The sequence below is a fragment of the Bacillus sp. EE-W1 genome (genome assembly GCF_009760835.1).
GTDB classification, from domain to species: domain Bacteria; phylum Bacillota; class Bacilli; order Bacillales; family Bacillaceae_G; genus Bacillus_A; species Bacillus_A wiedmannii.
Genome location: NZ_WIPE01000052.1, coordinates 143,485 through 168,664 on the forward strand (window position 1 = coordinate 143,485; position 25,180 = coordinate 168,664).

The 25,180-nt window shown below is 35.8% G+C and carries 27 protein-coding genes and 1 riboswitch; of the genes, 18 read left to right on the forward strand and 9 right to left on the reverse strand.

The annotated features are described in order from the left end of the window. Positions 1-101: 101 nt before the first annotated feature. Positions 102-1,217 (reverse strand): CdaR family transcriptional regulator, encoded by a 1,116-nt coding sequence (locus GFJ36_RS05900; RefSeq protein ID WP_048545040.1) that lies wholly within the window; start codon positions 1,215-1,217, stop codon positions 102-104. 136 nt (positions 1,218-1,353) lie between these two features. Between GFJ36_RS05900 and GFJ36_RS05905 the strand changes: the two genes are divergently transcribed. The 9 genes from GFJ36_RS05905 to GFJ36_RS05945 all read left to right on the forward strand — a co-directional run bounded on the left by GFJ36_RS05905 (position 1,354) and on the right by GFJ36_RS05945 (position 9,510). After that, positions 1,354-2,328, forward strand: coding sequence for a YncE family protein (locus GFJ36_RS05905; protein ID WP_001234162.1), 975 nt, complete (start codon positions 1,354-1,356; stop codon positions 2,326-2,328). Then, positions 2,321-2,992 (forward strand): response regulator transcription factor, encoded by a 672-nt coding sequence (locus tag GFJ36_RS05910; RefSeq protein ID WP_000049878.1) that lies wholly within the window; start codon positions 2,321-2,323, stop codon positions 2,990-2,992. The genes GFJ36_RS05905 and GFJ36_RS05910 overlap by 8 nt, the downstream gene beginning before the upstream one ends. A gap of 3 nt (positions 2,993-2,995) precedes the next feature. Next, on the forward strand, positions 2,996-4,396 hold the full coding sequence (locus tag GFJ36_RS05915; protein ID WP_000494801.1) for a sensor histidine kinase: 1,401 nt from the start codon (positions 2,996-2,998) through the stop codon (positions 4,394-4,396). Positions 4,397-4,623: 227 nt separating this feature from the next. Next, a complete protein-coding gene (locus tag GFJ36_RS05920) occupies positions 4,624-5,313 on the forward strand; it encodes a FadR/GntR family transcriptional regulator (RefSeq protein ID WP_255256195.1) in 690 nt (229 codons plus the stop codon). A gap of 168 nt (positions 5,314-5,481) precedes the next feature. After that, positions 5,482-6,201: a (Fe-S)-binding protein gene (locus GFJ36_RS05925; RefSeq protein ID WP_000869144.1), complete on the forward strand. Its 720-nt coding sequence runs from the start codon at positions 5,482-5,484 to the stop codon at positions 6,199-6,201. Positions 6,202-6,217: 16 nt separating this feature from the next. Continuing rightward, positions 6,218-7,639 (forward strand): LutB/LldF family L-lactate oxidation iron-sulfur protein, encoded by a 1,422-nt coding sequence (locus tag GFJ36_RS05930; protein ID WP_000061936.1) that lies wholly within the window; start codon positions 6,218-6,220, stop codon positions 7,637-7,639. Next, positions 7,639-8,349, forward strand: coding sequence for a LutC/YkgG family protein (locus tag GFJ36_RS05935; RefSeq protein WP_000147203.1), 711 nt, complete (start codon positions 7,639-7,641; stop codon positions 8,347-8,349). Before GFJ36_RS05930 ends, GFJ36_RS05935 begins: the two co-directional genes overlap by 1 nt. Before the next feature lie 112 nt (positions 8,350-8,461). Further along, a complete protein-coding gene (locus GFJ36_RS05940) occupies positions 8,462-9,184 on the forward strand; it encodes a prepilin peptidase (RefSeq protein WP_000495730.1) in 723 nt (240 codons plus the stop codon). Positions 9,185-9,198: 14 nt separating this feature from the next. Beyond that, the gene (locus tag GFJ36_RS05945; protein WP_048545036.1) at positions 9,199-9,510 is read left to right on the forward strand and encodes a cyclic-phosphate processing receiver domain-containing protein; all 312 of its coding nucleotides are present in this window, start codon (positions 9,199-9,201) and stop codon (positions 9,508-9,510) included. A gap of 27 nt (positions 9,511-9,537) precedes the next feature. On the opposite strand, the gene GFJ36_RS05950 is transcribed toward GFJ36_RS05945, so the two are convergent. From GFJ36_RS05950 to phaQ, 7 genes are all read right to left on the reverse strand, one after another. After that, entirely contained in the window at positions 9,538-10,389 is an 852-nt protein-coding gene (locus GFJ36_RS05950) for a formate/nitrite transporter family protein (protein WP_097890401.1), read from the reverse strand. Positions 10,390-10,590: 201 nt separating this feature from the next. Continuing rightward, positions 10,591-11,385: a TerC family protein gene (locus tag GFJ36_RS05955; RefSeq protein ID WP_000383317.1), complete on the reverse strand. Its 795-nt coding sequence runs from the start codon at positions 11,383-11,385 to the stop codon at positions 10,591-10,593. 90 nt (positions 11,386-11,475) lie between these two features. Further along, a riboswitch (yybP-ykoY riboswitch) is annotated at positions 11,476-11,641 on the reverse strand. A gap of 38 nt (positions 11,642-11,679) precedes the next feature. Next, positions 11,680-12,999 carry a TrkH family potassium uptake protein gene (locus GFJ36_RS05960; protein WP_087984798.1) on the reverse strand — a complete coding sequence of 440 codons (1,320 nt, stop codon included), beginning with the start codon at positions 12,997-12,999 and terminating at the stop codon, positions 11,680-11,682. A gap of 114 nt (positions 13,000-13,113) precedes the next feature. Next, positions 13,114-13,299: an alpha/beta-type small acid-soluble spore protein gene (locus GFJ36_RS05965; protein WP_000241212.1), complete on the reverse strand. Its 186-nt coding sequence runs from the start codon at positions 13,297-13,299 to the stop codon at positions 13,114-13,116. Positions 13,300-13,446: 147 nt separating this feature from the next. After that, positions 13,447-13,890, reverse strand: a complete 444-nt coding sequence (locus GFJ36_RS05970; RefSeq protein WP_001067917.1) for a MaoC family dehydratase — start codon at positions 13,888-13,890, stop codon at positions 13,447-13,449. 101 nt (positions 13,891-13,991) lie between these two features. Then, positions 13,992-14,516 (reverse strand): polyhydroxyalkanoic acid inclusion protein PhaP, encoded by a 525-nt coding sequence (gene phaP / locus GFJ36_RS05975; RefSeq protein ID WP_000448583.1) that lies wholly within the window; start codon positions 14,514-14,516, stop codon positions 13,992-13,994. Positions 14,517-14,558: 42 nt separating this feature from the next. After that, positions 14,559-15,011 carry a poly-beta-hydroxybutyrate-responsive repressor gene (gene phaQ / locus GFJ36_RS05980; RefSeq protein ID WP_000903018.1) on the reverse strand — a complete coding sequence of 151 codons (453 nt, stop codon included), beginning with the start codon at positions 15,009-15,011 and terminating at the stop codon, positions 14,559-14,561. A 199-nt stretch (positions 15,012-15,210) separates the two neighbouring features. On the opposite strand from phaQ, the gene phaR reads away from it, so the two are divergent. From phaR to GFJ36_RS06005, 5 genes are all read left to right on the forward strand, one after another. Further along, positions 15,211-15,693 carry a polyhydroxyalkanoic acid synthase subunit PhaR gene (phaR, locus tag GFJ36_RS05985; RefSeq protein ID WP_000566954.1) on the forward strand — a complete coding sequence of 161 codons (483 nt, stop codon included), beginning with the start codon at positions 15,211-15,213 and terminating at the stop codon, positions 15,691-15,693. Positions 15,694-15,846: 153 nt separating this feature from the next. Then, complete coding sequence (locus GFJ36_RS05990; RefSeq protein ID WP_000250411.1) at positions 15,847-16,590, forward strand: acetoacetyl-CoA reductase; 744 nt, start codon at positions 15,847-15,849, stop codon at positions 16,588-16,590. Between the two features lie 82 nt (positions 16,591-16,672). Further along, positions 16,673-17,758, forward strand: coding sequence for a class III poly(R)-hydroxyalkanoic acid synthase subunit PhaC (gene phaC / locus GFJ36_RS05995; RefSeq protein WP_097890399.1), 1,086 nt, complete (start codon positions 16,673-16,675; stop codon positions 17,756-17,758). Positions 17,759-17,852: 94 nt separating this feature from the next. After that, positions 17,853-19,046: an NAD(P)/FAD-dependent oxidoreductase gene (locus GFJ36_RS06000; RefSeq protein ID WP_046958233.1), complete on the forward strand. Its 1,194-nt coding sequence runs from the start codon at positions 17,853-17,855 to the stop codon at positions 19,044-19,046. A 23-nt stretch (positions 19,047-19,069) separates the two neighbouring features. Continuing rightward, entirely contained in the window at positions 19,070-20,419 is a 1,350-nt protein-coding gene (locus tag GFJ36_RS06005) for a TrkH family potassium uptake protein (protein WP_001204694.1), read from the forward strand. Positions 20,420-20,457: 38 nt separating this feature from the next. On the opposite strand, the gene GFJ36_RS06010 is transcribed toward GFJ36_RS06005, so the two are convergent. Continuing rightward, positions 20,458-20,793 carry a DUF3905 domain-containing protein gene (locus tag GFJ36_RS06010; RefSeq protein WP_000725963.1) on the reverse strand — a complete coding sequence of 112 codons (336 nt, stop codon included), beginning with the start codon at positions 20,791-20,793 and terminating at the stop codon, positions 20,458-20,460. 146 nt (positions 20,794-20,939) lie between these two features. On the opposite strand from GFJ36_RS06010, the gene GFJ36_RS29015 reads away from it, so the two are divergent. From GFJ36_RS29015 to GFJ36_RS06025, 4 genes are all read left to right on the forward strand, one after another. Next, positions 20,940-21,092, forward strand: coding sequence for a hypothetical protein (locus GFJ36_RS29015; protein ID WP_000240799.1), 153 nt, complete (start codon positions 20,940-20,942; stop codon positions 21,090-21,092). Between the two features lie 228 nt (positions 21,093-21,320). Then, a complete protein-coding gene (locus GFJ36_RS06015; RefSeq protein ID WP_000750887.1) occupies positions 21,321-22,397 on the forward strand; it encodes a putative 2-aminoethylphosphonate ABC transporter substrate-binding protein in 1,077 nt (358 codons plus the stop codon). A 20-nt stretch (positions 22,398-22,417) separates the two neighbouring features. Next, on the forward strand, positions 22,418-23,419 hold the full coding sequence (locus tag GFJ36_RS06020; protein ID WP_088608354.1) for a putative 2-aminoethylphosphonate ABC transporter ATP-binding protein: 1,002 nt from the start codon (positions 22,418-22,420) through the stop codon (positions 23,417-23,419). Beyond that, positions 23,420-25,177, forward strand: coding sequence for a putative 2-aminoethylphosphonate ABC transporter permease subunit (locus tag GFJ36_RS06025; RefSeq protein ID WP_141542782.1), 1,758 nt, complete (start codon positions 23,420-23,422; stop codon positions 25,175-25,177). Positions 25,178-25,180: the final 3 nt, after the last annotated feature.

Consider the following 25,180-nt stretch of genomic DNA (forward strand, 5'->3'; position numbering starts at 1 on the left):
CTGTTAACGGTATTTAGTCATCATAAAAAACGTTGTAACAGTGCTTTCATTATAATGATAAAAAAGTTGGGGGATTCTTTCTATGTATAATCATCTAAAGATTAATCTTTTTTATCATTCTTTTTTGTGTGATTATCTAATAAGAGAAGCGAGAAGTATAAAATGTTTAAGTCTTTGAATTGTTTCGGGTCAAGTCCTGTATGCTCCTCAATCTTTTTAAGTCTGTAATGCAATGTGTTGATGTGTATATGTAATTGTTCAGCTGTTTGTTTATAGGATTGGTTATAATCAATAAATAAGCGTAAAGTGTGCATAAGCTCAGGAGATGATAGTAAGTTTTCGATAGTACGCCTTAGAAACTGTTCCCGCGTTTCAGCAGAAATATCTTGTAAGCACATTTCTAAACGTAAATCTTCATTAAATACAATTTTTTTCGTTTCAAGTGATACGGAAAGAGCTTGTAATGCTTGTTCGTACGATAAGTTCATATTGCTTGGTGTAACGGATTGTCCAATCCCAATATATAAAGGAATAGAAAACAAAGTTTCACAGTCTTGTTTTAATCTTTTTAAAAATTGATACGTTTGCTCTTTGGAGTTTGTGGCTGTAAATAAAATGAATCGATCATTTCCCCAACGAACAAATAGATGCTCCTTTGTTAATAGATTGCGTACGTGTTGCCAAATCTTACGCTGAAGCATCGTGTCATTTTGATCGATAGAGAACAAAATAAGTTGTTTCTTCTTATATAAATCAATACCAAGTGTTTTTGCGCGATCGAGAAAGCTTGGAGACCAGTCTGTATTTTGAAGCCAATCAAAGACAAATGCTTCATAAGAACGGTGTTCAAGTTCTAGTTGTTCTAAAAAGTAGTTTTCGTGAATGAGTAGTTCGGTCATTTTACGTAATATTTCTCCGTATTGTGAAATGTTTTCAGGTTCGCCTGTAATTCCAATGACACCAATTACTTCGTCATGAAATAGTAAGGGGAGGTTCATACCCGCCTTTACGCCTTGCAAACGTCGTTCATCTTCTTTTGTAATAATGACAGTTTTCTTTTGTTTCGCGCATCGGAGTGCACCTTCATGAAATTGGCCGATTCTTTCTACATCTGTACTTGCGATAATAACGCCTTGTATATTAATGATAATGATATTTTCTTTAATTAATCTGCGTACTTCTCGTACAATTTTATTTGCTAAATCAGGAAAAAGCATAATTTGCACACCTCAAATTCTATTTGTTGTACATTATATATGTAAATGAAGTAAGAAAGGAAAATTTCACACTTTCCACACATTTATTTGTTATTTTACAATTATAACGAAATCATCCGAAGATGGAGGGAATCTTTTGAGAAAGTATGTTTTTCTTCTCTGTTTTTTATTTCTATTAGTAGGGTGTCAAGGAAGTTCATATACACCGATTGCTAAAGATAAAAGTGTTATTATAACAACGAATATAAAAGAAGGTAGTATTAGTTTTGTTGATGAAAAAACTAAAAAGTTAATTACGACATGGGAACTTAATGAACCAATGGCAGGAGTTGCACTACTTCCAAACGGTGAGGACATACTTGTATATGGCAAGCAGTTAGAGTACATGTATGTATATTCACTAGCAGAAGGAAGGCAAGTGGACAAATATAAAACGGGAAAAGGCATTGTAAATGTGATTGTATCCGAGGATAAAAAACAATTATTTGCTGCCGATCAAACTGCCCAAAAGGTAAGGTTCTTTACGATAAAAGGGAAAGAGACAGGGAGTGTATCAACAGGAAAAGGACCAATTACGATGGTAGAGCACGATAACCAGTTATCTGTATTAAACTTTTATGATACGAAGCTAACGACCATTGATACAAAGAAAAAAGAAGTGATACAATCCTTTATGATTCCCCCAGCATCAACGGGAGCGACAATTAGCCCAGATGGGAAAGAAATATGGATTGGCGGACATGGTGATGGAAATCAAGTCAATGAAAAAGTATTAGTGTATTCATTGCAGAGCGGAGAAATGGTACGTTCTTTACATGCTCCGTTTATGCCTGTGAATATAACGAAGGATAATAAGAATGTATATGCATTAAGTCACGGTTCGAATACGCTTAGAAAGTTTGATGTTAGCACGTATAAAGAGGTGGCTTCTGTAGAAGTAGGATCGAATCCATTTGCATTTTTGAAGAGCGGAGCAGAAGGATACGTAGCAAGCTATGATAGTGATGAAGTGTGTGTCATGGATATGAAGAGCTTGAAAATAAAACAAACAATTAAAGTCGGAAAAGGGCCGTTTCAACTCATAGAAAGGGAAGGGAAGGACAATGAGTAAATATAGGGTGCTAGTTGTAGATGATGAAAGTGATATGAGGCAGCTTGTTGGAATGTACTTAGATAATTTCGGATACGAGTGGGGAGAAGCTGAAAATGGAAAAGAGGCTCTAAAAAAATTAGAGACTGATCATTATGATTTCGTTGTATTAGATATTATGATGCCAGAGATGGATGGACTTTCAGTTTGTAAAGAAATTAGAAAAACGTCGGATGTACCAATTATATTTTTAACAGCAAAAGGTGAAGAGTGGAATAGGGTGAACGGCTTGCGTATGGGAGCAGATGATTATATTGTAAAGCCTTTTAGTCCTGGAGAACTAATTGCTCGTATGGAAGCTGTGCTAAGACGTTATACAAAGCAAGAGCAACAAGAAGAGATTCAGTTTGGACCGATACTTATTAATGAAAAAAGTAGGAAGATTGAGGCTGATGGTGAGCCGATTTCTCTTACAGTAAAAGAGTTTGATTTACTCTATTTTCTTTGCCAACATACGGGACAAGTATTTAGCCGGGAACAATTGCTGGAAAAGGTATGGGGATATGATTATGCCGGAAGTACAAGAACAGTGGATACGCACGTGAAAACGATGCGTTTGAAGCTTGGAGAAAGTGGAAACTACATTCAAACGGTTTGGGGTGTAGGCTATAAATTTGAGGTGTAACGTATGTTTACGATGGTACAGAAGCTTTGGCTTACAGTAGTATGTGCAGTATGTGTAACAGTTTCCTTTCTTTATTTTGTATCTTTATACTCGTATGAAAAACTATACGTTGATAATTTAAAAGATTCATTAGTAATGGAAGGGAAACGTCTTGCTGCGCAATATGATAAGCGTGAAGGAATAGCAACTTTTGAAGAGAAAGTAAGAGCATTTGATCAAATATCTAGTTCAGATGTTCTTTTCGTATCTAATCCGCGTGATTTAAGCGCGTGTTTACCTTTTGATGTGCATCATCATTCTCTTATAAGTGAAGGGGACAGGCAAGCATTATTAGATGGAAAAACTGTGACAAAGATAGGGTATGAGGAACATTTTGACCGAAATATTATGGGGGTTGTCATCCCTGTTTTAGAAAATAAAAAGTTAGTTGGCATTGTATATTCTTATATTCCTTTAAAAAGTATAAAAGACTTAATATATGATATGGGCCTTATTTTAGCACCATTAGCACTTGCTATGACTTTACTGACAATATGGATTGGTAGAAAGATTATTATTGCTATTACGAGACCGCTTTCGCAAATGGAACGAGTTGCCAATCATTTGGCTACGGGAGATTTCTCAGAACGGATTACAATTTCTTCCGAAGATGAAATTGGACGATTAGGAAAAGCATTTAATAAAATGGCAAATTCTTTAGAGACAGAAGACGTAAAGCGTAAGGAATTTTTAGCTAACGTTTCGCATGAACTAAGAACACCGCTTAGTTATATAAAAGGATATAGCGAAGCTATTTTAGATGGTGTAGCGAAGGGGCCACAGCAGGAAAAAGTAACACAGCTCATTCATAAAGAAGCGGGTCGTATGCAGCGTCTCGTTCATGATTTATTAGATTTAGCACAATTAGAAGGTGAACATTTTCCGTTAAAGAAACAACCTATCGTTTTTTCACAACTGATTGAAGATGTGTTAGATACGTATGAGATTAAGTTTATAGAAAAGAAAATTCGTATTTCAACAAATTTAAATCCAGAAATCATTGTAATGATTGATGAGGATCGTATGCAACAAGTGCTTCATAACGTGTTAGATAATGCGATACGGTATACAAATCAAAATGGGGATATTGTGATAACACTCAGGCAGATAGATGATTACTGTGAATTAAACATAAAAGATACAGGAATCGGTATTGAAACAGAGCATTTAGAAAATCTTGGTGAACGTTTTTACCGCGTTGATAAAGCGAGAAGTCGTCAACATGGTGGAACAGGTTTAGGCCTTGCCATTGTCAGACAAATTGTTCATATACATGATGGACAGTGGCGAATTGAAAGTGAAAAAGGGCATGGAACGACGGTTAGTATTAAATTGAAAATACAAGTTGAAGAAAGCATGTTCTAACGTGAAGGACATGCTTTTCTTCATGAGTGCAATGAATAGAGGAATAATTATAAATTAATATCAAATAAATATTAAAAATTTGACGATTTTATGAACAAAACATTTGTACTTCTTACCAATTCGTTCTAAAATAGTTATGATGCAAAGTTCTTATAAATCGTTTCAATTGTTGTTTGGAAGATACTGAGGTGATTTAACTGGAGTACAAATCTATTAAACCGAAAAAGATTTACGAAGAAGTATCTGAAGCTATTTTAACAATGATTAAAAATGGTACGTTAAAACCTGGTGACAAACTACTTCCTGTACATCAATTAGCTGAGCAGTTTCAAGTGGGTAGATCTGCTGTTCGAGAAGCGCTAAGTGCGCTAAGAGCAATGGGCTTAATTGAGATGAAACAAGGAGAAGGTACATATGTGAAGAATTTCGATTCTTCTTCATTAACAAAATCATTAAACAATAAATTATTAATGAAGAAAGAAGATATTTTAAACTTATTAGAAGTACGAAAGGTGCTTGAAGTGGGGGCAGTTCGAGCAGCTGCGGCAAAACGTACGGAAGATAATTTGCAAAATATGAAGCATTGGTTAGATGAAATGGTAAAGAGCATTGGAGATGAAAAGGCTGGCGAAAAAGCAGATTTTCAGTTCCATATGGGAATTGCGGAGTCTTCGCATAACAACATTTTGCTTGAACTCATGAATCACGTTTCAGAGATGATTGCTGAAACGATTGGTGAATCAAGACGCATTATTTTATATGGTGAACAAACAACATCAGAACGACTTATAGAAGAGCATCAAGTTATATATGATGCAGTGTTAAAGCAAGATGTAGAATTAGCGCAGCAAGCAATGCTAGATCATTTAACAAATGTAGAACATATTGTCACAGGTAAAAACGATATAAATTCGTAATTTAATCTTTTAAAAATCAAATTTTTTGATAAAATAGAGAAAGATTAAGTAAGCGTTCTCTTTAGAAGAGGGAGAGGATAGGCCATGGTTGAGCCTACTTCTTCTTTCCTTAGTCATCTGATGACCATACGTTTGTTGGTGGAGTTGTAAAAAGGGGGAGTAATAATTATGAAAGTTACTTTATTTGTTACTTGTTTAGTCGATATGTTTGAAACAAACGTCGGCAAAGCAACAGTTGAAGTGTTGGAGCGTTTAGGTTGTGAAATTGAATTTCCAGAAGCACAAGTTTGTTGTGGTCAGCCTGCTTATAATAGCGGCCATGTAGAAGCAGCAAAAGAAGCGATGAAACATATGATTGAAACTTTCGAAGATGCAGAATATATCGTTACACCATCTGGTTCTTGTGCGACAATGTTTCATGAGTATCCGCATGTTTTTAAAGATGATCCGAAGTGGGCTAAACGTGCACAAAAGGTTGCTGATAAAACATATGAATTTACACAATTTATTGTAGATGTTTTAAAAGTGACAGATGTTGGTGCAAGCTTACCAGGGATAGCTACTATTCATAAATCTTGTCATATGACACGCCTGCTTGGAGTAAAAGAGGCACCAGGAATTTTATTATCAAATGTAAAAGGATTAACTGTGAGAGAACTGCCAAACGAACAAAATTGTTGTGGGTTTGGGGGAACGTTTTCAGTGAAGATGACTCCAATTTCTGAGCAAATGGTAGATGAGAAGGTAGATAGTGCAATGGAAACAGGTGCTGATTATTTAATCGGTGCAGATTGTGGGTGTTTGTTAAACATTGGCGGACGTATTGAGCGTTTAGGAAAAGAAATAAAAGTAATGCATATTGCTGAGGTACTAAATAGTCGCTCATGAAGGGGGAACATAAGCTATGTCTATGAAAATCAGTGAGAAAAAATTTAATGATCGCGTTGGCGATGGAATTCAAGATTCTTTTATGCGCGGAGCAGTATCTTCTGCGCAAACGCGCTTATATACGAATCGCTTAAAAGCAGCGGAAGAATTAGGAAATTGGGAAGAGTGGCGTGAACTAGGTGAACAAATTCGCCAACATACGTTAGAAAATCTTGATTATTACTTAATGCAGTTAAGTGAAAATGTATCAAAAAGAGGCGGACATGTGTACTTTGCGAAAACGAAAGAGGAAGCAGCAAAGTATATTCAAGACGTTGCAAAAAAGAAACAAGCGAAGAAAGTTGTAAAATCAAAATCAATGGTAACTGAAGAAATTAGTATGAATCATGCCCTTGAAGAGATTGGTTGTGAAGTGTTAGAAAGTGACTTAGGAGAGTATATCTTGCAAGTAGATAACGATCCACCTTCACATATTATTGCGCCCGCACTTCATAAAAACAGAACGCAAATTCGTGATGTATTTAAAGAAAAGCTTGGCTATGAAAATTCTGATGATCCATATGAAATGACAAAGTTTGTTCGTAAACAACTTCGTGAGAAATTTATGGATGCAGAAATTGGTGTGACAGGTTGTAACTTTGCAGTTGCAAATACTGGCTCTCTTTGTTTAGTAACGAACGAAGGTAATGCCGATCTTGTTATGTCGATTCCGAAAACTCAAATTGCAGTAATGGGTATGGAACGTATGGTTCCGACAATGGAAGAATTAGATGTTTTAGTTGGTTTACTATGTCGTAGTGCAGTAGGGCAAAAATTAACAAGTTATGTAACTGTAGCGGGACCAATCCAAGAAGAGGAAGTAGATGGACCAGAAGAATTCCACTTAGTTGTTGTTGATAATGGCCGCTCTCAAATTCTTGGGTCTGAATTCCGCTCAGTATTGCAATGTATTCGTTGTGCTGCTTGTGTTAACGTATGTCCTGTATATCGTCACGTTGGTGGACATTCGTATGGTTCTATATACTCAGGACCAATCGGTGCGGTATTAACACCACTTTTAGGTGGATACGATGATTACAAAGAGCTTCCATATGCCTCTAGTTTATGCGGAGCGTGTACAGAAGCTTGTCCAGTAAAAATACCATTGCATGATTTATTATTAAAACATCGTCAAGTAATTGTTGAGCAAGAAGGACGTGCACCACTTGCAGAAAAATTAGCAATGAAAATGTTTAGTATGGGTGCATCTTCAGCAGCTTTATATAAAATGGGATCAAAAATGGCGCCAGCAGCAATGAGTCCATTTACATCGGGCAACCGTGTATCAAAAGGTGTTGGGCCACTTAAAAACTGGACAGATATTCGTGAATTCCCGGCTCCAAGTAAAGAACGATTCCGTGATTGGTATAAAGATCATAAGAAAGGCGGGGACAAATAATGACAGGATTAATTCAAAACCGTGAGTCCTTTCTAGATAATATTGCAAAAGAACTTGGACGTGAGCGGAAAACGGAAGGCGTAAAGCGTCCAGCATGGAAAAGTAATGTGAATGTAGAAACGCTAAAAGATTATTCAAAAGAAGAATTGTTAGAAGTATTTAAAAATCAATGTACAAACATTCATACAACTGTAGTAGAAACGACAAACGACCGTTTACGTGAAGATATTCAAAAAGTAATCGTGGAAAACGGCGGGGGACCTATTATGTTATCGGCAGACGAACGTTTTGATTCTTATGGATTGACTTCTTTATTTAAAGAAGAGCTTCCAAAGCAAAATGTTGAAGTGAATGTATGGGATCCTGAGAAAAAAGAAGAGAATATGCGTATCGCAGAAAGAGCGAATATTGGAATCGCATTTAGTGATTATACTTTAGCTGAATCTGGTACGATTGTTGTACAAAGTCATAAAGGCCAAGGTCGTTCTTTACACTTTTTACCGACTGTATACTTTGCTATTATTCCACGTGAAACACTTGTGCCTCGTATTACACAAGCAGTTCAGGATATGAACACACGTGTAGAAAATGGCGAGGCAGTAGCATCTTGTATTAACTTTATTACAGGACCTAGTAACTCGGCAGATATTGAAATGAATCTTGTTGTCGGAGTACACGGACCATTAAAAGCAGTATATTTCATCGTATAAAAGAGGGGAAAGCAGGCCAGAAAATGGCCTGCTTTTTTAATAGAATAGAAATAATATGAAGTAGAATTTCTCTCCTTTTTTTGCTATGTTCTTCTGGAAAGGAGAGGAAGGGATGTTCACTTATTTATATGCATTGTTAGTGGGGATGGTGTTTGGTTCTTTTTTTATGTTAATTGCGATGAGAGTACCACTTGGTGAGTCTATCATTACCCCGCGTTCACATTGTCATTATTGTAAGTATGTGCTAAAGCCAAAAGAATTGATTCCAATCATTTCTTTTTGTATACAAAGAGGACGTTGTACGAATTGTAAGAGGAAAATTTCAATTTTGTACGTAGTATTTGAACTTGTAACAGGAATGATATTTCTTCTTACTGTATATATGATTGGGGTGGAACGGGAGCTTATCATCATTTTATCGCTTTTTTCTCTACTTCTTATTATTTCAGTTACAGATTACATATATATGTTAATCCCCAATCGTATTTTAGCTTGGTTTGCCTGTTTACTTATTTTAGAATGTGTTTTTGTGCCGTTAGTGACTTGGACAGATAGTATAGTTGGTAGTGGCGTTATATTCATTTTGTTATATTGCATGCAAAAGATATATCCAGAAGGGCTTGGTGGAGGAGATATAAAATTACTTTCGTTACTTGGATTTATAGTGGGACTGAAAGGGATTTTTATGATCTTATTTTTAGCATCTTGCTTTAGTCTTTGTTTCTTTGGAGTTGGTATAGTATTAAAACGTATGAAAATGAGGAGCCAAATTCCGTTCGGTCCTTTTATTAGCCTTGGGGCAATATGTTACATGTTGTTCACGTATACAAAATAGAGAGAGGATAGAACATGAATGTATATATGGATGATCAAAGAAGTTGTCCGTACGGGTATGTGCCCGCCACTACAGTAGAATGTGCCTTGCAAATGGTTCGGGATTATGATGTGAATATTCTTTCCCTTGATTTTAATATGGGATGGGGGAAAAGAAATGGATTAGATTTTGTAGAGGCTTTTTGTAAAGAGGGTTTATATGTAAATGAAATTCACCTTCATACGAATGATGTCATCGGTATGCACAAGATGAAACAGAGAATTAATAAGGGAAAGGAAGAAGGCGAAATTAATCCGCACCTTGTTGTTAAATATGTGGGGAGCTAAAAACTCCAAAGTTTTACTTTGGAGTTTTTAATGTTTCATATGTGCTTGTAACGGAATGATTTCTTCTTGTTGAGCCGCTACTAATTCAGTTTCTTCTTGTTTCACGTCAGGTGCTTTCTTTGTTAAGTAATGGTATACCATGCCGACAAAGACGGACCCGCCAATAATGTTACCGATTGTAACTGGAATTAAGTTATGAATAGCACCTGCAAAAGAAATTGTCTCCGGATGCGGTGAAACTAAAGATAGAGCAAACAGTGATAAGTTTGCAATGCTATGCTCGTAACCAGATAAGAAGAATGTGAAAACGAGTAGCATCATCATCATAATTTTTGCTGTATCACCTTTAACTTGAGAAGGTAAGAAACACGCAAGACATACAAGCCAGTTACATAAAATTGCTTTAAAGAATAATTGCATTGTAGGTGTATTCATTTTTCCTTCTACTACTTTATTCATGAAATGGCCGTGATCAATTGCTTCGAAAATTCCAGTTGCATAAAATAGTAAGGCAAAGAATAAAGCTCCAGCTAAATTCCCTGCATAACAAGCGACCCAGTTACGAAGTGTATCAGAAATCGTTGTTTCTTTTCTTAAAGTTGCTACAGTAAAGTACATTGTGTTTCCAGTAAACAATTCAGCACCGCCATATATAATAAGTACGAGGGCAATTCCGAAAAACATAGAAGCAGCTAAATAAGTTGCCGGTGAATCTGCAATGTGAAAAAAGTTACCTAATTTAAAACATAGTACAATAATAAAACCGATATAAATACCCGCAAGTGCGGCACGAATGAAATATTGCATCGGGTTTGTATCTAGCATTTGTTTTTTGCTCTTAGCCAGTTTGACAACATAATCTATTCCTTGCTCTAGCATGAGTAATACGCTCCTTTAGTACATCATCTATAAATACTCCTTATATGAATAAAGTACATGGAATTGTTCTTAGTTTCAATAAGTTTGTGCAATGTTTCACAAAAAGGACATACATATATCGAGAAAACGCTTACAAATGGTAGTATAATAGAATTTTTTCTGGACATTGAGAGGGGAAGGGAAAAAGAAAAAGCGCTGTAATTACAGCGCTTTTTCGTCTAAATTCTTTTCTACTTTTACTTCTACTTCTTTCGAGAAGAACCAACCGCCAACTGCGATTCCCACTAATACAATCCAGAATGTAAGCTTCCATAGTGTAGATTCTGGGAATGAATGCGGAATTACATTTAATGCAGGGTGCGCTAATGTATAAACTGCTAGTTTCACACCAACCCAACCTACAATTAAGAATGCTGCAGTTTCAAGTCCTGGTTTACGTTTTAAGATTTGTACGAAAGCAGTTGCTGCAAATCTCATGATGATTAACCCGATAAGTCCACCTACAAAGATAACAACGAATTGCCCAGTATCAAGACTACCAATTGTACCTAATCCTGTTTTTGGTAAAGTCATTGCTAACGCAACTGCAGCTAAAATTGAATCAACTGCGAAGGCGATATCAGCAACCTCAACTTTAAATACAGTCCACCAAAAGTTCTCTTGTTTTTTCTTTGCTTCTTTTTCTTCTGTTTCTTCATCCGTATTCTTTTTAACATACGTTTTAAATAAGTGATTACCAGCTATAAACATAAGGTAAATGGCACCGATTGCTTGCACTTGCCATACGTCGACTAAGAACGAGATCATAAATAACGATCCGAATCGGAAAACAAATGCCCCCGCTAATCCGTAAAATAATGCTTTCTTTCGTTTTTCTTCTGGTAAATGTTTTACCATAATTGCAAGAACGAGAGCGTTATCAGCCGCTAAAATCCCCTCTAGTGCAATTAGGATGAGTAATACCCAACCATACTCCAATAATAATGATACATCCATGTACATTCTCCTCTCATTTCTATAAGTACTAAATAAGTGAAGAATTTCCCCACTATTTAGTTTCCCCATACTCCTGCCTATTAACTTTGGAAGAATTTGGAAATTAATACAAAAAAGACCTCTGCCGTTAATAGGCAAAGGTCTTGCTAGACATATGTAATGAAAATGCCAACAAAGCCGGAAGAACTAAGTTCTACGTAATGACGACTTTGTTTCCAAGAAATATTCTTGGACGCTACTCCCCTTTGGAGATATGCTATTGTACTCTCATTATATGGATAATGTATACGGTTGTCAACCTGTTAAAATATCTTCATTCGGATATTTTATTTTTCGGTTCTTTTTACGTGCAAATGAAAAAGCCAATGTTAAAGGTCCCATTTTCCCAAAAAACATCATAAAGATGATAATAGCTTTTCCGATCATAGTTAAGTGTGGTGTGAAATTCATACTGAGACCGACAGTCCCAAATGCAGAAAATACTTCGAAAGCACTCATCAATAGAGGAACTCGCTCAGTAATACTTAAAATTAAAATAGCAAAAAAGATAAATGAAATGGAAATAATAGTGATGGTCAATGCTTTGACAATGAGAGTATCTTTAATAGATTTTTTAAAAACGACAATATCATCTTGTTCTTGTAAAAATTTAAATACCCCAAAAAACATGATTAAAAATGTTGTTAACTTAATTCCACCACCGGTTGAAGCACTACCAGCGCCAATAAACATAAGGAGCATCATTAATAGTAGGGAGGGCTTTGATAATGCAGAAATATCAACTGTATTAAACCCGGCAGTACGAGTTGAAACCGCCTGGAAATAAGCGGCCATTCCTTCTTCAAATGGGGTAAATCCTCTCATAGAAAGGGAATTGTGGAACTCGAATATAAAAATAAAAACAGTCGCAATAATATTGACGATTAGAGTAGAAGAGAGCATAAGTTTTGAGTGTAATGTAAGGTTTTTAAAATTTTTCTTTCTTTTTATATCTACGATTACTGTAAAACCAATCCCACCTAAAATAATGAGGGAGGAAATAACGAGATTGACAAGAATGCTATGAGAATGGGACATTAAATTATCGCTCCACACAGAAAAACCAGCATTGTTAAAAGCAGAGATCGAATGAAAAAAGCTATAATAGATCCCTTTAGCAATCCCGTATTTTGGTACCCATTCAAAAGAAAGAATCAAAGTAGCGATACATTCGACTGTAAAAGAGAATAAAAATAATGCTTTGGCAAGACGAATGACACCACCAATGTTCGTTTGGTTTAACGCTTGTTGCAGTAAAATTCGGTTTTGAAGACCAATTTTTCTGCCGAGCATAATCGCAATTAAAACGGCAAAGCTCATAATGCCAAGTCCCCCTACTTGTATAAGCGTTAAAATGACACACTGTCCAAACAAAGTAAATACTTTTCCGGTGTCTACAACACCAAGCCCAGTAACAGTACAAGCAGAAACTGTTGTAAATAAAGCGTCGATCCATGAAATAGAAGTTGTTGTAGCAATTGGTAGTTTTAATAAGCATGTACCGATAACTGATAACATAATAAAAGACAAAGTAAGAACACGGGGAGGACTCATGCTAATATTAATCCGTTTCATGTCACATATCGTTCCTTTCAGTTTGCTCTTACTAGTATGTGAAAAAGCACGATTATGTATGTTAAAAATAGAAAGAGGCAGAGAATATCTGCCTCTAAGCCATAGGTTATTGTATTATCCACGTAATTGTTGTTGAGCTAAAGCGACTAGTCGTTTCGTTACTTCACCGCCAACTGAACCGTTAGAACGAGATGCTGTATTAGAACCTAAGCTAACACCGAATTCTTGTGCGATTTCATATTTAAATTGTTCAAGCGCTTGTTCTGCACCTGGAACTAGTAATTTGTTTGTTTTTACCATGTTGATACACATCCTTATGAGTAGTCCAATTCAGCTAAATACTTATCTAAACTGGTAACGTTATTTTATGTGGAAACGACGTACTCATACGCGGAAGTAATCGGTGTGATTAGAAGTTATTGGATAGAAAAAAGAGTAGCAAATTTGCTACTCTTTTTTCAGTATTGTCGCTGTACCTTCCACGACAATATCACCGGATTGATTATATATGTTTGTTTGCAACGTAATGATTTTTTTATCGTCTCGTTTTTTAATGACTTCTGCCACAACGCGAAGTGTATCACCGATTTTGACAGGAGCACGGAATGAAACGTTTTGAGATAAATAAATCGTGTTTTTGCCAGGGAGTTTCGTTCCAAGAATCGTCGAAATGAAACTGGAAACGAGCATGCCATGAGCAATACGTTCTTTAAACATTGTTGTTTTTGCAAAAGAATCTAAAATATGAATAGGATTCACATCTCCAGTTAATTTTGCAAAATTAATAACGTCCTCATCCGTAATAGTTTTTGTAAGGGATGCTTGATCACCGACTTGAATCTCATCATAACGAAGCTCCGGAACAGTTTGTGCTTCTTGAAATGGATTCATTTTGGCCTCCTTCTTTTCCATATCGAAAAATGCTAGCCATCTTGATGTAGTAGGAGGAAGAAAGAGTTTTGTTTGTGCTGCAGTTAGCTCCCACATTTTTCTTACTTGATGGAAGTAAATAAATTTTTTGAGTTTTCCTCGAACTGCTTTGCGAGTTCTAGTTGTTTGGACTTGAACTCTCCCAAAAAAACTTCTAACTGTTTTTGAACCTCTTCACGTTGTAATTGTTGTTGTTCAATAAATTGTTTTGTTGTTTCTTCAAATTGACCGCTAGTTTGAGTAAGAATAGACAAAGATGTTTTCGTAGGAGAAACAGTCAGTTGGTGCATTTGATTAGAAAGTTCATTCCATTTCCCTTGCCACTCGTTAATTTGATCATTTAAGGAGTTTCCAGTTAATTGCTTCACGTAATCTGTATATTGGTTATTGAACTGAGCAGTGAATTGTTGTAGTTCTTTTTCTAGTTCATCTACCCCTGATGTTAATTTATGCAAAGCGTCTTGTTGTTGTTTTAAAGTTTCTAAAGTAAGTTGCTCTAATTGTTTCCCAGCTGAAGAGAAGAGGGAAAGAGATTGAGACCAGTTTTTCCAAAATGCATCGACTAATTCGTATGGTTTAGTTTCCATTGTTTGACCTCCAAATGTTTTTTTGCATATTGTGAACGCAGATTACTCTGCTGTACCACCAGGTGAAGATGAAGAATCCTTTTCATCCTTTTCTGGAGAAGTAGAAAATGGAAAGAACGCATTGGTGTATAACGTAAAAAACGTCCGCAACATATTTTGATAATGTTCAAAAGAAGTTGCACATGTTGTTAAATATTGCTCTCCATATTCTGTTAAAGAATAAATTCGTTTCGCTGGCCCGCCTTCACTTGTATCCCAAGTGGAAGAAATGAGATTTTCTTTTTCTAACTTGCGCAATGTTCTATACACATTACCTTGGTCAACAGAAGAAAAGCCGATGTCCATTAGCATTTGAATGAGTTTGTAACCATGAAGACTCCAGTCTTTTAGACAGAGAAGTAAGAAAGGAACTAAGAAGTTTTTGGGCATGGAGTTTGGTTGTTTCGCTTGGTTTTTTTCCAAACTTTCTGGGTGTTCTGGTTCATTATGTAGCATGATTGTGCATCACCTCATGAATCAGTTAGATGGAATTTTTTTGCTTATAAGTGCAATTTACACCTATCTGTTTTTAATGTCAACACATTTATCGGAAAATAAAGAAAAATAAAATATAGACTTGAAGTTTTATTCAGAATATTAGAAAATAGTGAATAGGTTGAATTGTTTCAAAAACGAAAAAGGGAGTGTAGGCGAAGTGATTGATCAAAAATTCGATCCATTGCAAGCATGGAAAAATGCTTATGAACAAACCGAAACATTTTGGGGAAAAGCGCTCAATGAAACAATTAAAACAGAAGAATATTCTGCTTGGATGGGCAGCGTTCTAGATTTGAATTTGTTTTATCAAAAAGCATTAAATGATACGACAAAAAATTATTTAGAACAGGTGAATGTGCCGACGAGAGAGGATATCGCTAGAGTAGCTACGCTTGTTATCAATTTAGAAAATAAAGTTGATAACATTGAGGAAATTCTAGAAGAGAAAGTGGATTCATTAGGACAAGCTCCTACATTAAAGCGTGATGTTACGAAAGTAAAACAAGATATTCGCACGCTAGAAACGAAAGTTGATCAAATTTTAGAGTTACTAGAAAAGCAAAATGCAGTACTAGCGAAACTACAAGTACCTGCAAAAGAAGAAGTAAAACCTGCGAATAAGCCGGAAAATAAAAAATGATAATAGCGTTTGTTTATAACGTGTAAAAGGGAAAGGGAGAATCTCTTTTTCATGTATAAACAACGAAACATAATTAATATATGGACTCTATTAATATGAGTACCAAAATGATTCATAACAATCGTTCACAAATTCATTTAAGGGGGAAAAGAAATGGTTCAATTAAATGGCAAAGTAGCAATCGTAACAGGTGGGGCAAAAGGAATTGGAAAAGCAATTACAGTAGCATTAGCACAAGAGGGAGCAAAAGTAGTTATTAACTATAACAGCAGTAAAGAAGCAGCTGAAAACTTAGTAAATGAATTAGGAAAAGAAGGACATGACGTTTATGCAGTTCAAGCGGATGTTTCGAAAGTAGAAGATGCAAACAGACTTGTAGAAGAAGCTGTGAATCATTTTGGTAAAGTTGATATTCTTGTTAATAATGCTGGTATTACAAGAGATCGTACATTCAAAAAATTAAATCGTGAAGATTGGGAGCGCGTAATTGACGTGAACTTGAGCAGTGTATTTAATACAACAAGCGCGGTACTTCCATACATATCGGAAGCAGAAGAAGGAAGAATCATTAGTATTTCTTCTATTATTGGCCAAGCTGGTGGATTTGGACAAACAAACTACTCTGCAGCAAAAGCAGGTATGTTAGGATTTACAAAATCATTAGCATTAGAGCTTGCAAAAACAAATGTAACTGTAAACGCAATTTGCCCAGGATTTATTGATACTGAAATGGTAGCAGAAGTACCAGAAGAAGTACGTCAAAAAATCGTTGCGAAAATCCCGAAAAAACGTTTTGGTCAAGCTGATGAAATTGCAAAAGGTGTAGTATACCTATGCCGTGACGGTGCATATATCACAGGTCAGCAATTAAACATTAACGGTGGATTATACATGTAATGAATCGAGAAAAAAGTGCATATCCATAGCAGGAATGCACTTCTTTTTTTAGAAATAAATCGACCGAAAAGGAGATAGAAAAATGCCTACATTCGTAACGGAATGGGAAAAGCAATTGGAGTTGTACCCAGAAGAATATCGTAAAGCATATCGCCGTGTGAAAAGAGCGAGCGAAGTTTTATTACGCGAACCAGAACCACAAGTTGGTTTAACACCAAAAGAAGTTATTTGGACGAAGAATAAAACGAAGCTGTATCGTTACATTCCAAAACAAGAAAAAACACAGAGAGTTCCAATCCTATTAATATACGCGCTTATTAATAAACCGTATATTATGGATTTAACTCCAGGAAATAGTTTAGTGGAATATTTAGTAGATCGTGGTTTTGATGTGTATATGCTTGATTGGGGCACATTTGGTTTAGAAGATAGTCATTTGAAATTTGATGATTTCGTGTTTGATTATATTGCAAAAGCAGTGAAGAAAGTAATGAGAACTGCGAAATCGGACGAGATTTCTTTACTTGGTTATTGCATGGGTGGAACGCTAACTTCTATTTATGCAGCACTTCATCCACACATGCCAATTCGCAACTTAATCTTTATGACAAGTCCTTTTGATTTCTCTGAAACAGGATTATACGGTCCTTTATTAGATGAGAAATACTTCAATTTAGATAAAGCGGTTGATACATTCGGAAATATTCCGCCAGAAATGATTGATTTCGGAAATAAGATGTTAAAACCAATTACAAACTTTGTAGGTCCATATGTCGCTTTACTTGATCGTTCAGAAAATGAGCGCTTCGTCGAAAGCTGGAAATTAGTTCAAAAGTGGGTTGGTGACGGTATTCCATTCCCAGGTGAATCGTATAGACAATGGATTCGTGATTTTTATCAAAATAATAAATTAGTGAAAGGTGAACTCGTTATTCGTGGACAAAAGGTAGACCTTGCAAATATTAAGGCGAATGTCTTAAATATTTCTGCGAAACGTGATCATATCGCCCTGCCATGCCAAGTAGAAGCTTTGCTAGACCATATTTCTAGCACAGATAAACAATATGTATGTTTACCAACGGGACATATGTCGATCGTTTACGGTGGAACAGCGGTAAAACAAACATATCCGACGGTTGGAAATTGGCTGGAGGAGCGTTCTAATTAAAAATAAAAAGTCCAACTAGCGTATGTTAGTTGGATTTTTTTATGGGAAATAACAAAAGATAGAAAGGAGAAATTTATATTTTAGGAGTATAATTATGAAACTTATGACTGGTAAGTTGTTTTGGAATACAGGAGTTTCTATACCTTGTTATCCATCATTAGAAAATGATATGATATGTGATGTGCTTGTAGTCGGAAGCGGAGAAGCAGGTGCTCATATAGCGTATTCGTTAGCGAAAATTGGAATGCGTGTTACGCTCATTGAAAAACGAGCAATCGCATGTGGTAGCACAGCTGCTAATACAGGTTTACTACAATTTCTTCATGATAAATCGCTAACCTCACTTATCCATACATTTGGTGAAAAAAAGGGGGTACGAGCATATAAGCTTTGTTACGAAGCGCTACGAACAATGGAGCAAGTTGTACCGACTCTCGATATTGATCCCCAGTTTATTCCGCGAAGTAGTTTGTATTATGCAAGTAGAAATGAGGATGTATCGTTTTTACAAGAAGAATATAATACGTTACGCCATTATGGATTCCCGGTTGAATATTTTACCGATTCACATATGAAGAAGAAGTATTCATTTATAAAACAAGCAGCGTTATATACGCATGGTGATGCCGAAGTGAATCCGTATTTATTAGCGCATAGCCTTTTGCATAAAGCAAATCAAATGGGAGCTACTATACTTGAGCATACAGAGGCCATACATATAAAAAAACGCCAAAATGATTTAATTTGTTACACGAAAACAGGAAATCAAATTGTAGCAAAGAATATTATTATGGCGACAGGTTATGAAGCACTTTTCGGAAAGAAAGAAAAAAATACAACAGTGGAAACATCATATGCAGTGGTGACAAATAAGGTAGATTCATTTGAAGGCTGGCATGAACAATCATTAATTTGGGAAACAGCACGGCCTTACTTATATTTTCGAACGTATCAAAACCGTATTATTGTAGGCGGATTAGATGAAGCGATGCAAATTCAAACAATTGGTGATACGAAATTATTGCATAAGCGTGATATCCTTATTAACATTGTAAAAGAGATGTTCCCGCAGTATAAGAATATACAGGCAGAGTACTATTGGGCGGCAGCATTTGGCGGTAGTCATGATGGTCTCCCTATTTTAAAAGAAGACAAAGAGATACATAATTTATTTTACGCATTGCCATATGGAGGTAATGGAACTGTGTATGGAATGGTATTTGCCAAATTATTTGAGCAGTTATTTACAAATAAAGAAAGTGAAGATTTTTCTTTATTTAATCGATAGAAAAAAGGTAGCGAAGTGATGGAATGAGAGATATAAAAAAGTTTTTACAAAAATTACGTCCTGTACAACTCATTGTTTTATTTTATTTATTAGCAGTAGTTGTATCGGTGATATTGCTTAGTTTCCCGTTTGTTACGAAGTCTGGTGTGAAATGGACATTTATCGATGCCCTCTTTACATCTGTTAGTGCGGTAAGTGTTACGGGACTGTCTGTTGTTACAATTTCAGATACATTTACTACGGCAGGAATTATTATGTTAGCCCTTATTTTACAATTAGGCGGCTTAGGAATTATGGCACTTGGTACGTTTGTTTGGATTATAACGGGGAAAAAGATCGGTTTGCAGAGAAGAAGACTCATTATGGCAGACCATAATCAAGGGAATTTATCAGGCCTTGTAGAATTGATGCGTTCTATTTTAATTGTAATTATTTCGATAGAACTTATCGGAGCGATACTATTAGGTACAAGATTTCTACTTTATTTTCCAACTTGGCAAGAAGCTTATTTTCACGGTTTCTTTGCCGCTGTTAGTGCAACCACGAACGGCGGATTTGATTTAACTGGACAATCATTAATTCCGTACAAAAAAGATTATATTGTGCAAATGATTCATATGTTACTTATTATTTTAGGAGCGATTGGCTTCCCGGTGTTAATGGAAATAAAGCAATTCTTTAGTAAAAGGCGACAGCAACTATTCCGCTTTTCGTTATTTACAAAATTGACGACAACAACATTTTTTGCCCTCGTTATCGTTGGAACCATTATGATTTTTTTACTAGAACGAAATCAATTTTTAGCAGGAAAGTCATGGCATGAAACAGTTTTCTATACATTATTCCAATCTGTGACGACGCGAAGCGGTGGACTTGCTACAATGGATATACGTGAATTGTCACAACCGACGCTTTTATTTATGAGTATATTAATGTTTATAGGGGCATCTCCAAGTTCGGTTGGGGGCGGAATACGTACAACAACATTTGCTGTTAGTATATTATCGTTATACACTTTTGCAAGAGGTGGAAGAACGGTTAGAGTCTTCAAACGTCAGTTACATGAAGAAGACGTGCTAAAAGCATCTGTCGTTATGACGATGGGGATTTTATTATGTGCCACAGCACTCTTTATTTTATCTATTACGGAAAATGTACCGCTTATGAGTTTAATTGTTGAAGTGTGTTCTGCTTTCGGAACGACAGGGCTATCGACAGGTATTACGCCAGATTTAACAACTGTTGGTAAACTTGTACTCATTGTACTTATGTTTATTGGGCGTGTCGGTATTTTAACATTTATACTGGCTAGTGGGGGAAGAGAACAGCCACCTCGCTATAAATACCCGAAAGAGAGAATTATTATTGGATAGTATGAAACCATTCTACCTATGTGAGGTAGAATGGTTTTTTAGTCGTTAATGCCAAATTGCGGATGCATAAAAGCCTCATTTTTATTATCCACTTCTTTTTTTAGCAACTCTTGATTTTCTTCTGAAATCCACCCAATATCATTTGTAGGATGAATCCATTCTTCTCCAGCCATAATGGCAGGGTCTACTTCATCAGTCCAATTGTGAAGTGGACTATTCTCGGAATCATATTTACTGTCTCCGATTACGACGTCATATTGATTTATGAAAGGTTGTTGCATCTTCTTTCCTGTTCCTTTAAAAGATGGGAAATTCATTTGATGCGGGAGCGTTTCATCTAAAATTGGTGACTGGATTTTATCTTTCTTCTTCAAAATAATCGCCCCTTTTCTAATGTTCTTTTCATAGGTAGTATTTCCATCTAGCGGCCTTATGTACTTGTTAACACTTGCCAGTAATAATTATTTAATGTTGTTTCAAACTAGAGTAGAAAGTGAATTCTTGAGAGCAGGTGAATGTATTGGTAAAAAGAAAAGTGAAACAAAATGCGGCAATCAACAATAATAAAACTCCGAAAGAAAGCTTACCAGATGCAGAATTTGCATTAGAGTATGAAGGAGAAAATAGCGCGAAGTATGCAAATCGTAATTCAAAAAAAGGTAAACAAAAATGAGGCGTTTTTTACAAACGCCTCATTTTTTTGTGGGATTATAAAGGTTTTTTTAATTATTTGTAAATTTAGTGTTCATTATTAGCAGAAAAATGCGAAAAAACATAGAAGTAGCAACGTATTACACAAAAACAAACAACAAACAAAAGATTAATGTTGGTTTAATACTGCTTTTACACTAGTTGTTTATATTAGAGTTGTACATAAGATTTATAAAAGGAGAGAGAGACAGTGAAAAAAACAATCTTTAAAGCTGTAGCAACTGGAATGGTATTTTCGTTATTAATGGGGTGTGGTGCAAAGAAAGAAGAAAGTGCTGGGGCAAAAGTAAAGGATGATAAATTATCTGGATCATTAACTGTTTACACAGCGATTGAAGAAGAACTTGTACCAATTTATCTTGATTCTTTTAAAAAGAAATATCCAGATGTGAAACTGAATATTGTTCGTGATTCAACTGGAGTTATTACAGCGAAATTGCTAGCTGAAGGAAAAAATACACAAGCAGATGTTGTATGGGGAACAGCAGCGTCTAGTCTATTAGCTTTAGATAAAAAAGATATGTTAAAAGGATACTCTCCAAAAGGAGCGGATCGTGTTCTTCCGCAATTTAAAGATGATAAGCAACCAGAAAAATGGGTAGGTAATACGGCATTTATGACGGGGATTGCTATAAATAAAGAAGAATTAAAGAAGAAGAATTTACCGATGCCAGAATCATACGAAGACTTAACGAAACCAGAATATAAAGGAACGCTTGTTATGCCACATCCAGCTTCTTCTGGAACAGGATTTTTAACAGTTTCTGCATGGTTACAAATTATGGGTGAAGATAAAGGCTGGGATTACATGAAGAAACTTCATGATAATATGGCAACTTATACTCATTCAGGTTCAAAACCAGCGAAATTAGCAGGCGCAGGTGAATATCCAGTTGGCGTATCAATGGTTTATAGTGCTTTGAAAGAGAAACAAAAAGGTGCACCAGTTGAAGTTGTATTGCCGAAAGAAGGATTAGGTTGGGAAGTAGAAGCGAACGCACTTATTAAAAAAGATAATGCAAAAAATGAAAAATTAGCGCAAGCATTTTTAGATTGGGCAATTACTGATGATGTAATGAAGTTATACTTCGAGAAAAATGGATTCGCGACAATTAAAAATGATTATAAACTTCCAGATGGATTCCCTAAAGATGTGACAGAAAAGTTATACAAAAAGAATGACTTTAAATGGGCAGCAGAAAATCGTGACAAAATTTTAGAAAAATGGGAAAAAGAGTTTGGCCAAAAAGCAGAACCGAAAAAGTAAGTGAGTGGGAGAGAGAAAAAATGAGCGAATATTTATCAATTCAACACATTCAAAAACAGTTTGATGCATTTACAGCGTTAAAAGATATTTCTTTTACTGTGAAAAAAAATGAGTTTGTATGTTTATTAGGCCCAAGTGGTTGTGGGAAAACAACATTGCTTCGAATTTTAGCAGGGCTAGAAGAGGCAACAACAGGTAGTATCGCTGTGGATGGAAAAGATATTACAGCATTACCTCCTGGAAAGAGGAATTTCGGAATGGTGTTTCAATCGTATGCATTATTTCCGAATTTAACAGCACTTGAAAACATTGAATATGGCTTAAAGACAAAAAAATATGGAAAAGCAGAAGTAAAAGAGAAAGCGCTAGAGGCGTTAGAACTTGTAGATTTGCTGAATGTAAAAGATAAATATCCTGCTCAAATGTCTGGTGGACAACAGCAGCGAGTAGCACTTGCACGTGCGCTCGCTCTGTCTCCGGATATTTTGTTACTCGATGAGCCATTATCTGCTTTAGATGCAAAAGTGCGTGAAAAGTTACGTAGAGAAATGCGTGATTTGCAAGAAAAAGTAGGAGTAACAACTATTATGGTTACGCATGATCAAGAAGAGGCATTAACGATGGCCGATAAAATTGTTGTAATGAATCATGCGGAAATTATGCAGATTGGCACACCAGAGGAGATTTATCAAAGACCAGCCAATCCATTTGTGGCAGATTTTATTGGTTCTATTAATTTCTTTTCGAAAAACAATGAAGAACATGCAATTCGTCCTGAGCATGTAACAGTTGTACAAAAGGATGGTATTAAAACGGTTGTGGAAAGCATGGAATTTCGCGGATCTGTATATCGGACGGAAGTGCGGGTCGTAGAAGAAAAAACACATCTTTATAACGAGAAAATTGTAGTGGATATATTGGCATCAGAAGTAGAAGCAACCGCAATTAGAAAAGGAAAGCCGATTCAAATCTCTTTCTTAGAAAATCATATGTTGTCATATGGAAAGAAGGTCATTGTATAGATGGAGATGTTAGAAGATTTCAAGGTAGAAAGTACGAAAAAAAAGATTAAGAGACGTATCGGTAAAGAAGAGTGGATACAAAGACTATTAATTATTGGTATGCTTCTCGCGTTTTTGATCATGCTTGTATTACCTCTATTACAATTGTTTACACAAGCTTTTTATGATAAAGATGGAGCTTTCATTGGTGTTGCGAATTTCAGTAAATATTTCACAACACCAACGCTAGTTCAATCATTACAAAATACGATATGGATTTCGGGCGCGACAACAATTATTGCAGTAACACTCGCTTTCGCTTACGCCTATGCGATCGCTCGTACGAATGTGTTTGGAAAGCGTGTATTTCAATATATTGCGTTGTTACCATTATTCGCACCAACGATGATGCATGGTATCGCACTTACATATTTATTTGGTAATCAAGGGTTAGTAACGAAAGGAATGTTTGGTTTGTTTGAAGGGATACAAATCCCTTTATATGGACCAGTAGGAATTGTAATGGCTGAAGTCATGTATACATTTCCGCAAGCATTTCTTATATTATTAATTGCTTTTCAAGGCTCTGATTATCGTTTATATGAAGCTTCTAATATGTTAGGAGCGAGTAAAACAAAGCAATTTTTCACTGTTACTTTACCTAGTGTAAAGTACGGATTAATTAGTGCGATGTTCGTTGTGTTTACACTTAGTTTCACTGATTTTGGGGCACCAAAAATTGTTGGGGGGCAATATAATGTACTTGCTACTGACGTATATAAGCAAGTAATTGGGCAGCAAAATATGCCGATGGGTGCAACTGTCGGAATGATTTTATTAATCCCAGCTATATTTGCCTTTGCAGTTGATCGCATTACGCAAAGAAAGCAGGCGAATCTCTTATCTTCCAAATCAGTACCTTACAGAATAATAAATAATAAGAAACGAGATGTTATTTCGTTCGTATATTGTAGCGTAGTAACGCTTATGATCATTCTATTATTTGTGGCAGTTGGTATTGCTGCAAGTGTGAAAGTATGGCCATATAATATGAGCTTTACATTTGAGCATTTTAATTTTTCCAGTTTAACAGGAGATGGACTTGAAGCATTTAAAAATAGCGTAATTGTTTCAGCAATTACTGCGGTTATTGGAGCGGTTTTAACATTTATGTTCGCTTATGCGATTGAGAAAATAGGTCAGCTACAATTTTTCCGAAAAGCAGGTTACTTTTTCTCTATCGTCCCTTTAGCGATACCGGGTTTAGTACTTGGGTTAGGCTACGTCTTCTTCTTTAGTCAACCAACAATACAAATCTTTGGACTTTCCGTAACGAACCCGTTCCATTCTCTATACGGAACAATTGCTGTGCTAGTACTAGTCAATATCATTCATTTTTATTCTGTAACATTTGTTACGGCAACGACAGCTTTAAAGAAATTGGACCGAGAGTTTGAACTTGTTTCACAGTCGATGGGGATACCGTTTTATAAAACATTCTTTCGAGTTACGGTACCGATGTGTTTACCAGCCATTTTAGAAATGGTAATGTACTACTTCGTAAATTCAATGGTAACTGTCTCAGCAGTTGTATTCCTGTATGCAGCTGATTTTAAACTAGCTGCCGTATCAATTGTAAATATGGATGATGCAGGAAATGTAGCACCAGCAGCTGCAATGAGTGTACTTATTGTTGTTACAAATATTGTAGTGAGAGTTGTATATGAATGGGGAACGAAAGCACTTCGTAACCGAACGTCACAATGGCAAAAAAGATAAATA

Coding starts and splice junctions, on each gene's coding strand:
- GFJ36_RS05935 (WP_000147203.1), top strand. CDS start 7,639: ATGACAGGATTAATTCAAAACCGTGAGTCCTTTCTAGATAATATTGCA.
- GFJ36_RS06025 (WP_141542782.1), top strand. CDS start 23,420: ATGGAGATGTTAGAAGATTTCAAGGTAGAAAGTACGAAAAAAAAGATT.
- GFJ36_RS06020 (WP_088608354.1), top strand. CDS start 22,418: ATGAGCGAATATTTATCAATTCAACACATTCAAAAACAGTTTGATGCA.
- GFJ36_RS05960 (WP_087984798.1), bottom strand. CDS start 12,999: ATGAAACGGATTAATATTAGCATGAGTCCTCCCCGTGTTCTTACTTTG.
- phaQ (WP_000903018.1), bottom strand. CDS start 15,011: ATGCTACATAATGAACCAGAACACCCAGAAAGTTTGGAAAAAAACCAA.
- GFJ36_RS05940 (WP_000495730.1), top strand. CDS start 8,462: ATGTTCACTTATTTATATGCATTGTTAGTGGGGATGGTGTTTGGTTCT.
- GFJ36_RS05910 (WP_000049878.1), top strand. CDS start 2,321: ATGAGTAAATATAGGGTGCTAGTTGTAGATGATGAAAGTGATATGAGG.
- GFJ36_RS05990 (WP_000250411.1), top strand. CDS start 15,847: ATGGTTCAATTAAATGGCAAAGTAGCAATCGTAACAGGTGGGGCAAAA.
- GFJ36_RS05970 (WP_001067917.1), bottom strand. CDS start 13,890: ATGAATCCATTTCAAGAAGCACAAACTGTTCCGGAGCTTCGTTATGAT.
- GFJ36_RS05930 (WP_000061936.1), top strand. CDS start 6,218: ATGTCTATGAAAATCAGTGAGAAAAAATTTAATGATCGCGTTGGCGAT.
- phaP (WP_000448583.1), bottom strand. CDS start 14,516: ATGGAAACTAAACCATACGAATTAGTCGATGCATTTTGGAAAAACTGG.
- phaC (WP_097890399.1), top strand. CDS start 16,673: ATGCCTACATTCGTAACGGAATGGGAAAAGCAATTGGAGTTGTACCCA.
- GFJ36_RS05915 (WP_000494801.1), top strand. CDS start 2,996: ATGTTTACGATGGTACAGAAGCTTTGGCTTACAGTAGTATGTGCAGTA.
- GFJ36_RS05955 (WP_000383317.1), bottom strand. CDS start 11,385: ATGGATGTATCATTATTATTGGAGTATGGTTGGGTATTACTCATCCTA.
- GFJ36_RS06000 (WP_046958233.1), top strand. CDS start 17,853: ATGAAACTTATGACTGGTAAGTTGTTTTGGAATACAGGAGTTTCTATA.
- GFJ36_RS05900 (WP_048545040.1), bottom strand. CDS start 1,217: ATGCTTTTTCCTGATTTAGCAAATAAAATTGTACGAGAAGTACGCAGA.
- GFJ36_RS05925 (WP_000869144.1), top strand. CDS start 5,482: ATGAAAGTTACTTTATTTGTTACTTGTTTAGTCGATATGTTTGAAACA.
- GFJ36_RS06005 (WP_001204694.1), top strand. CDS start 19,070: ATGAGAGATATAAAAAAGTTTTTACAAAAATTACGTCCTGTACAACTC.
- GFJ36_RS05965 (WP_000241212.1), bottom strand. CDS start 13,299: ATGGTAAAAACAAACAAATTACTAGTTCCAGGTGCAGAACAAGCGCTT.
- GFJ36_RS05945 (WP_048545036.1), top strand. CDS start 9,199: ATGAATGTATATATGGATGATCAAAGAAGTTGTCCGTACGGGTATGTG.
- GFJ36_RS05950 (WP_097890401.1), bottom strand. CDS start 10,389: ATGCTAGAGCAAGGAATAGATTATGTTGTCAAACTGGCTAAGAGCAAA.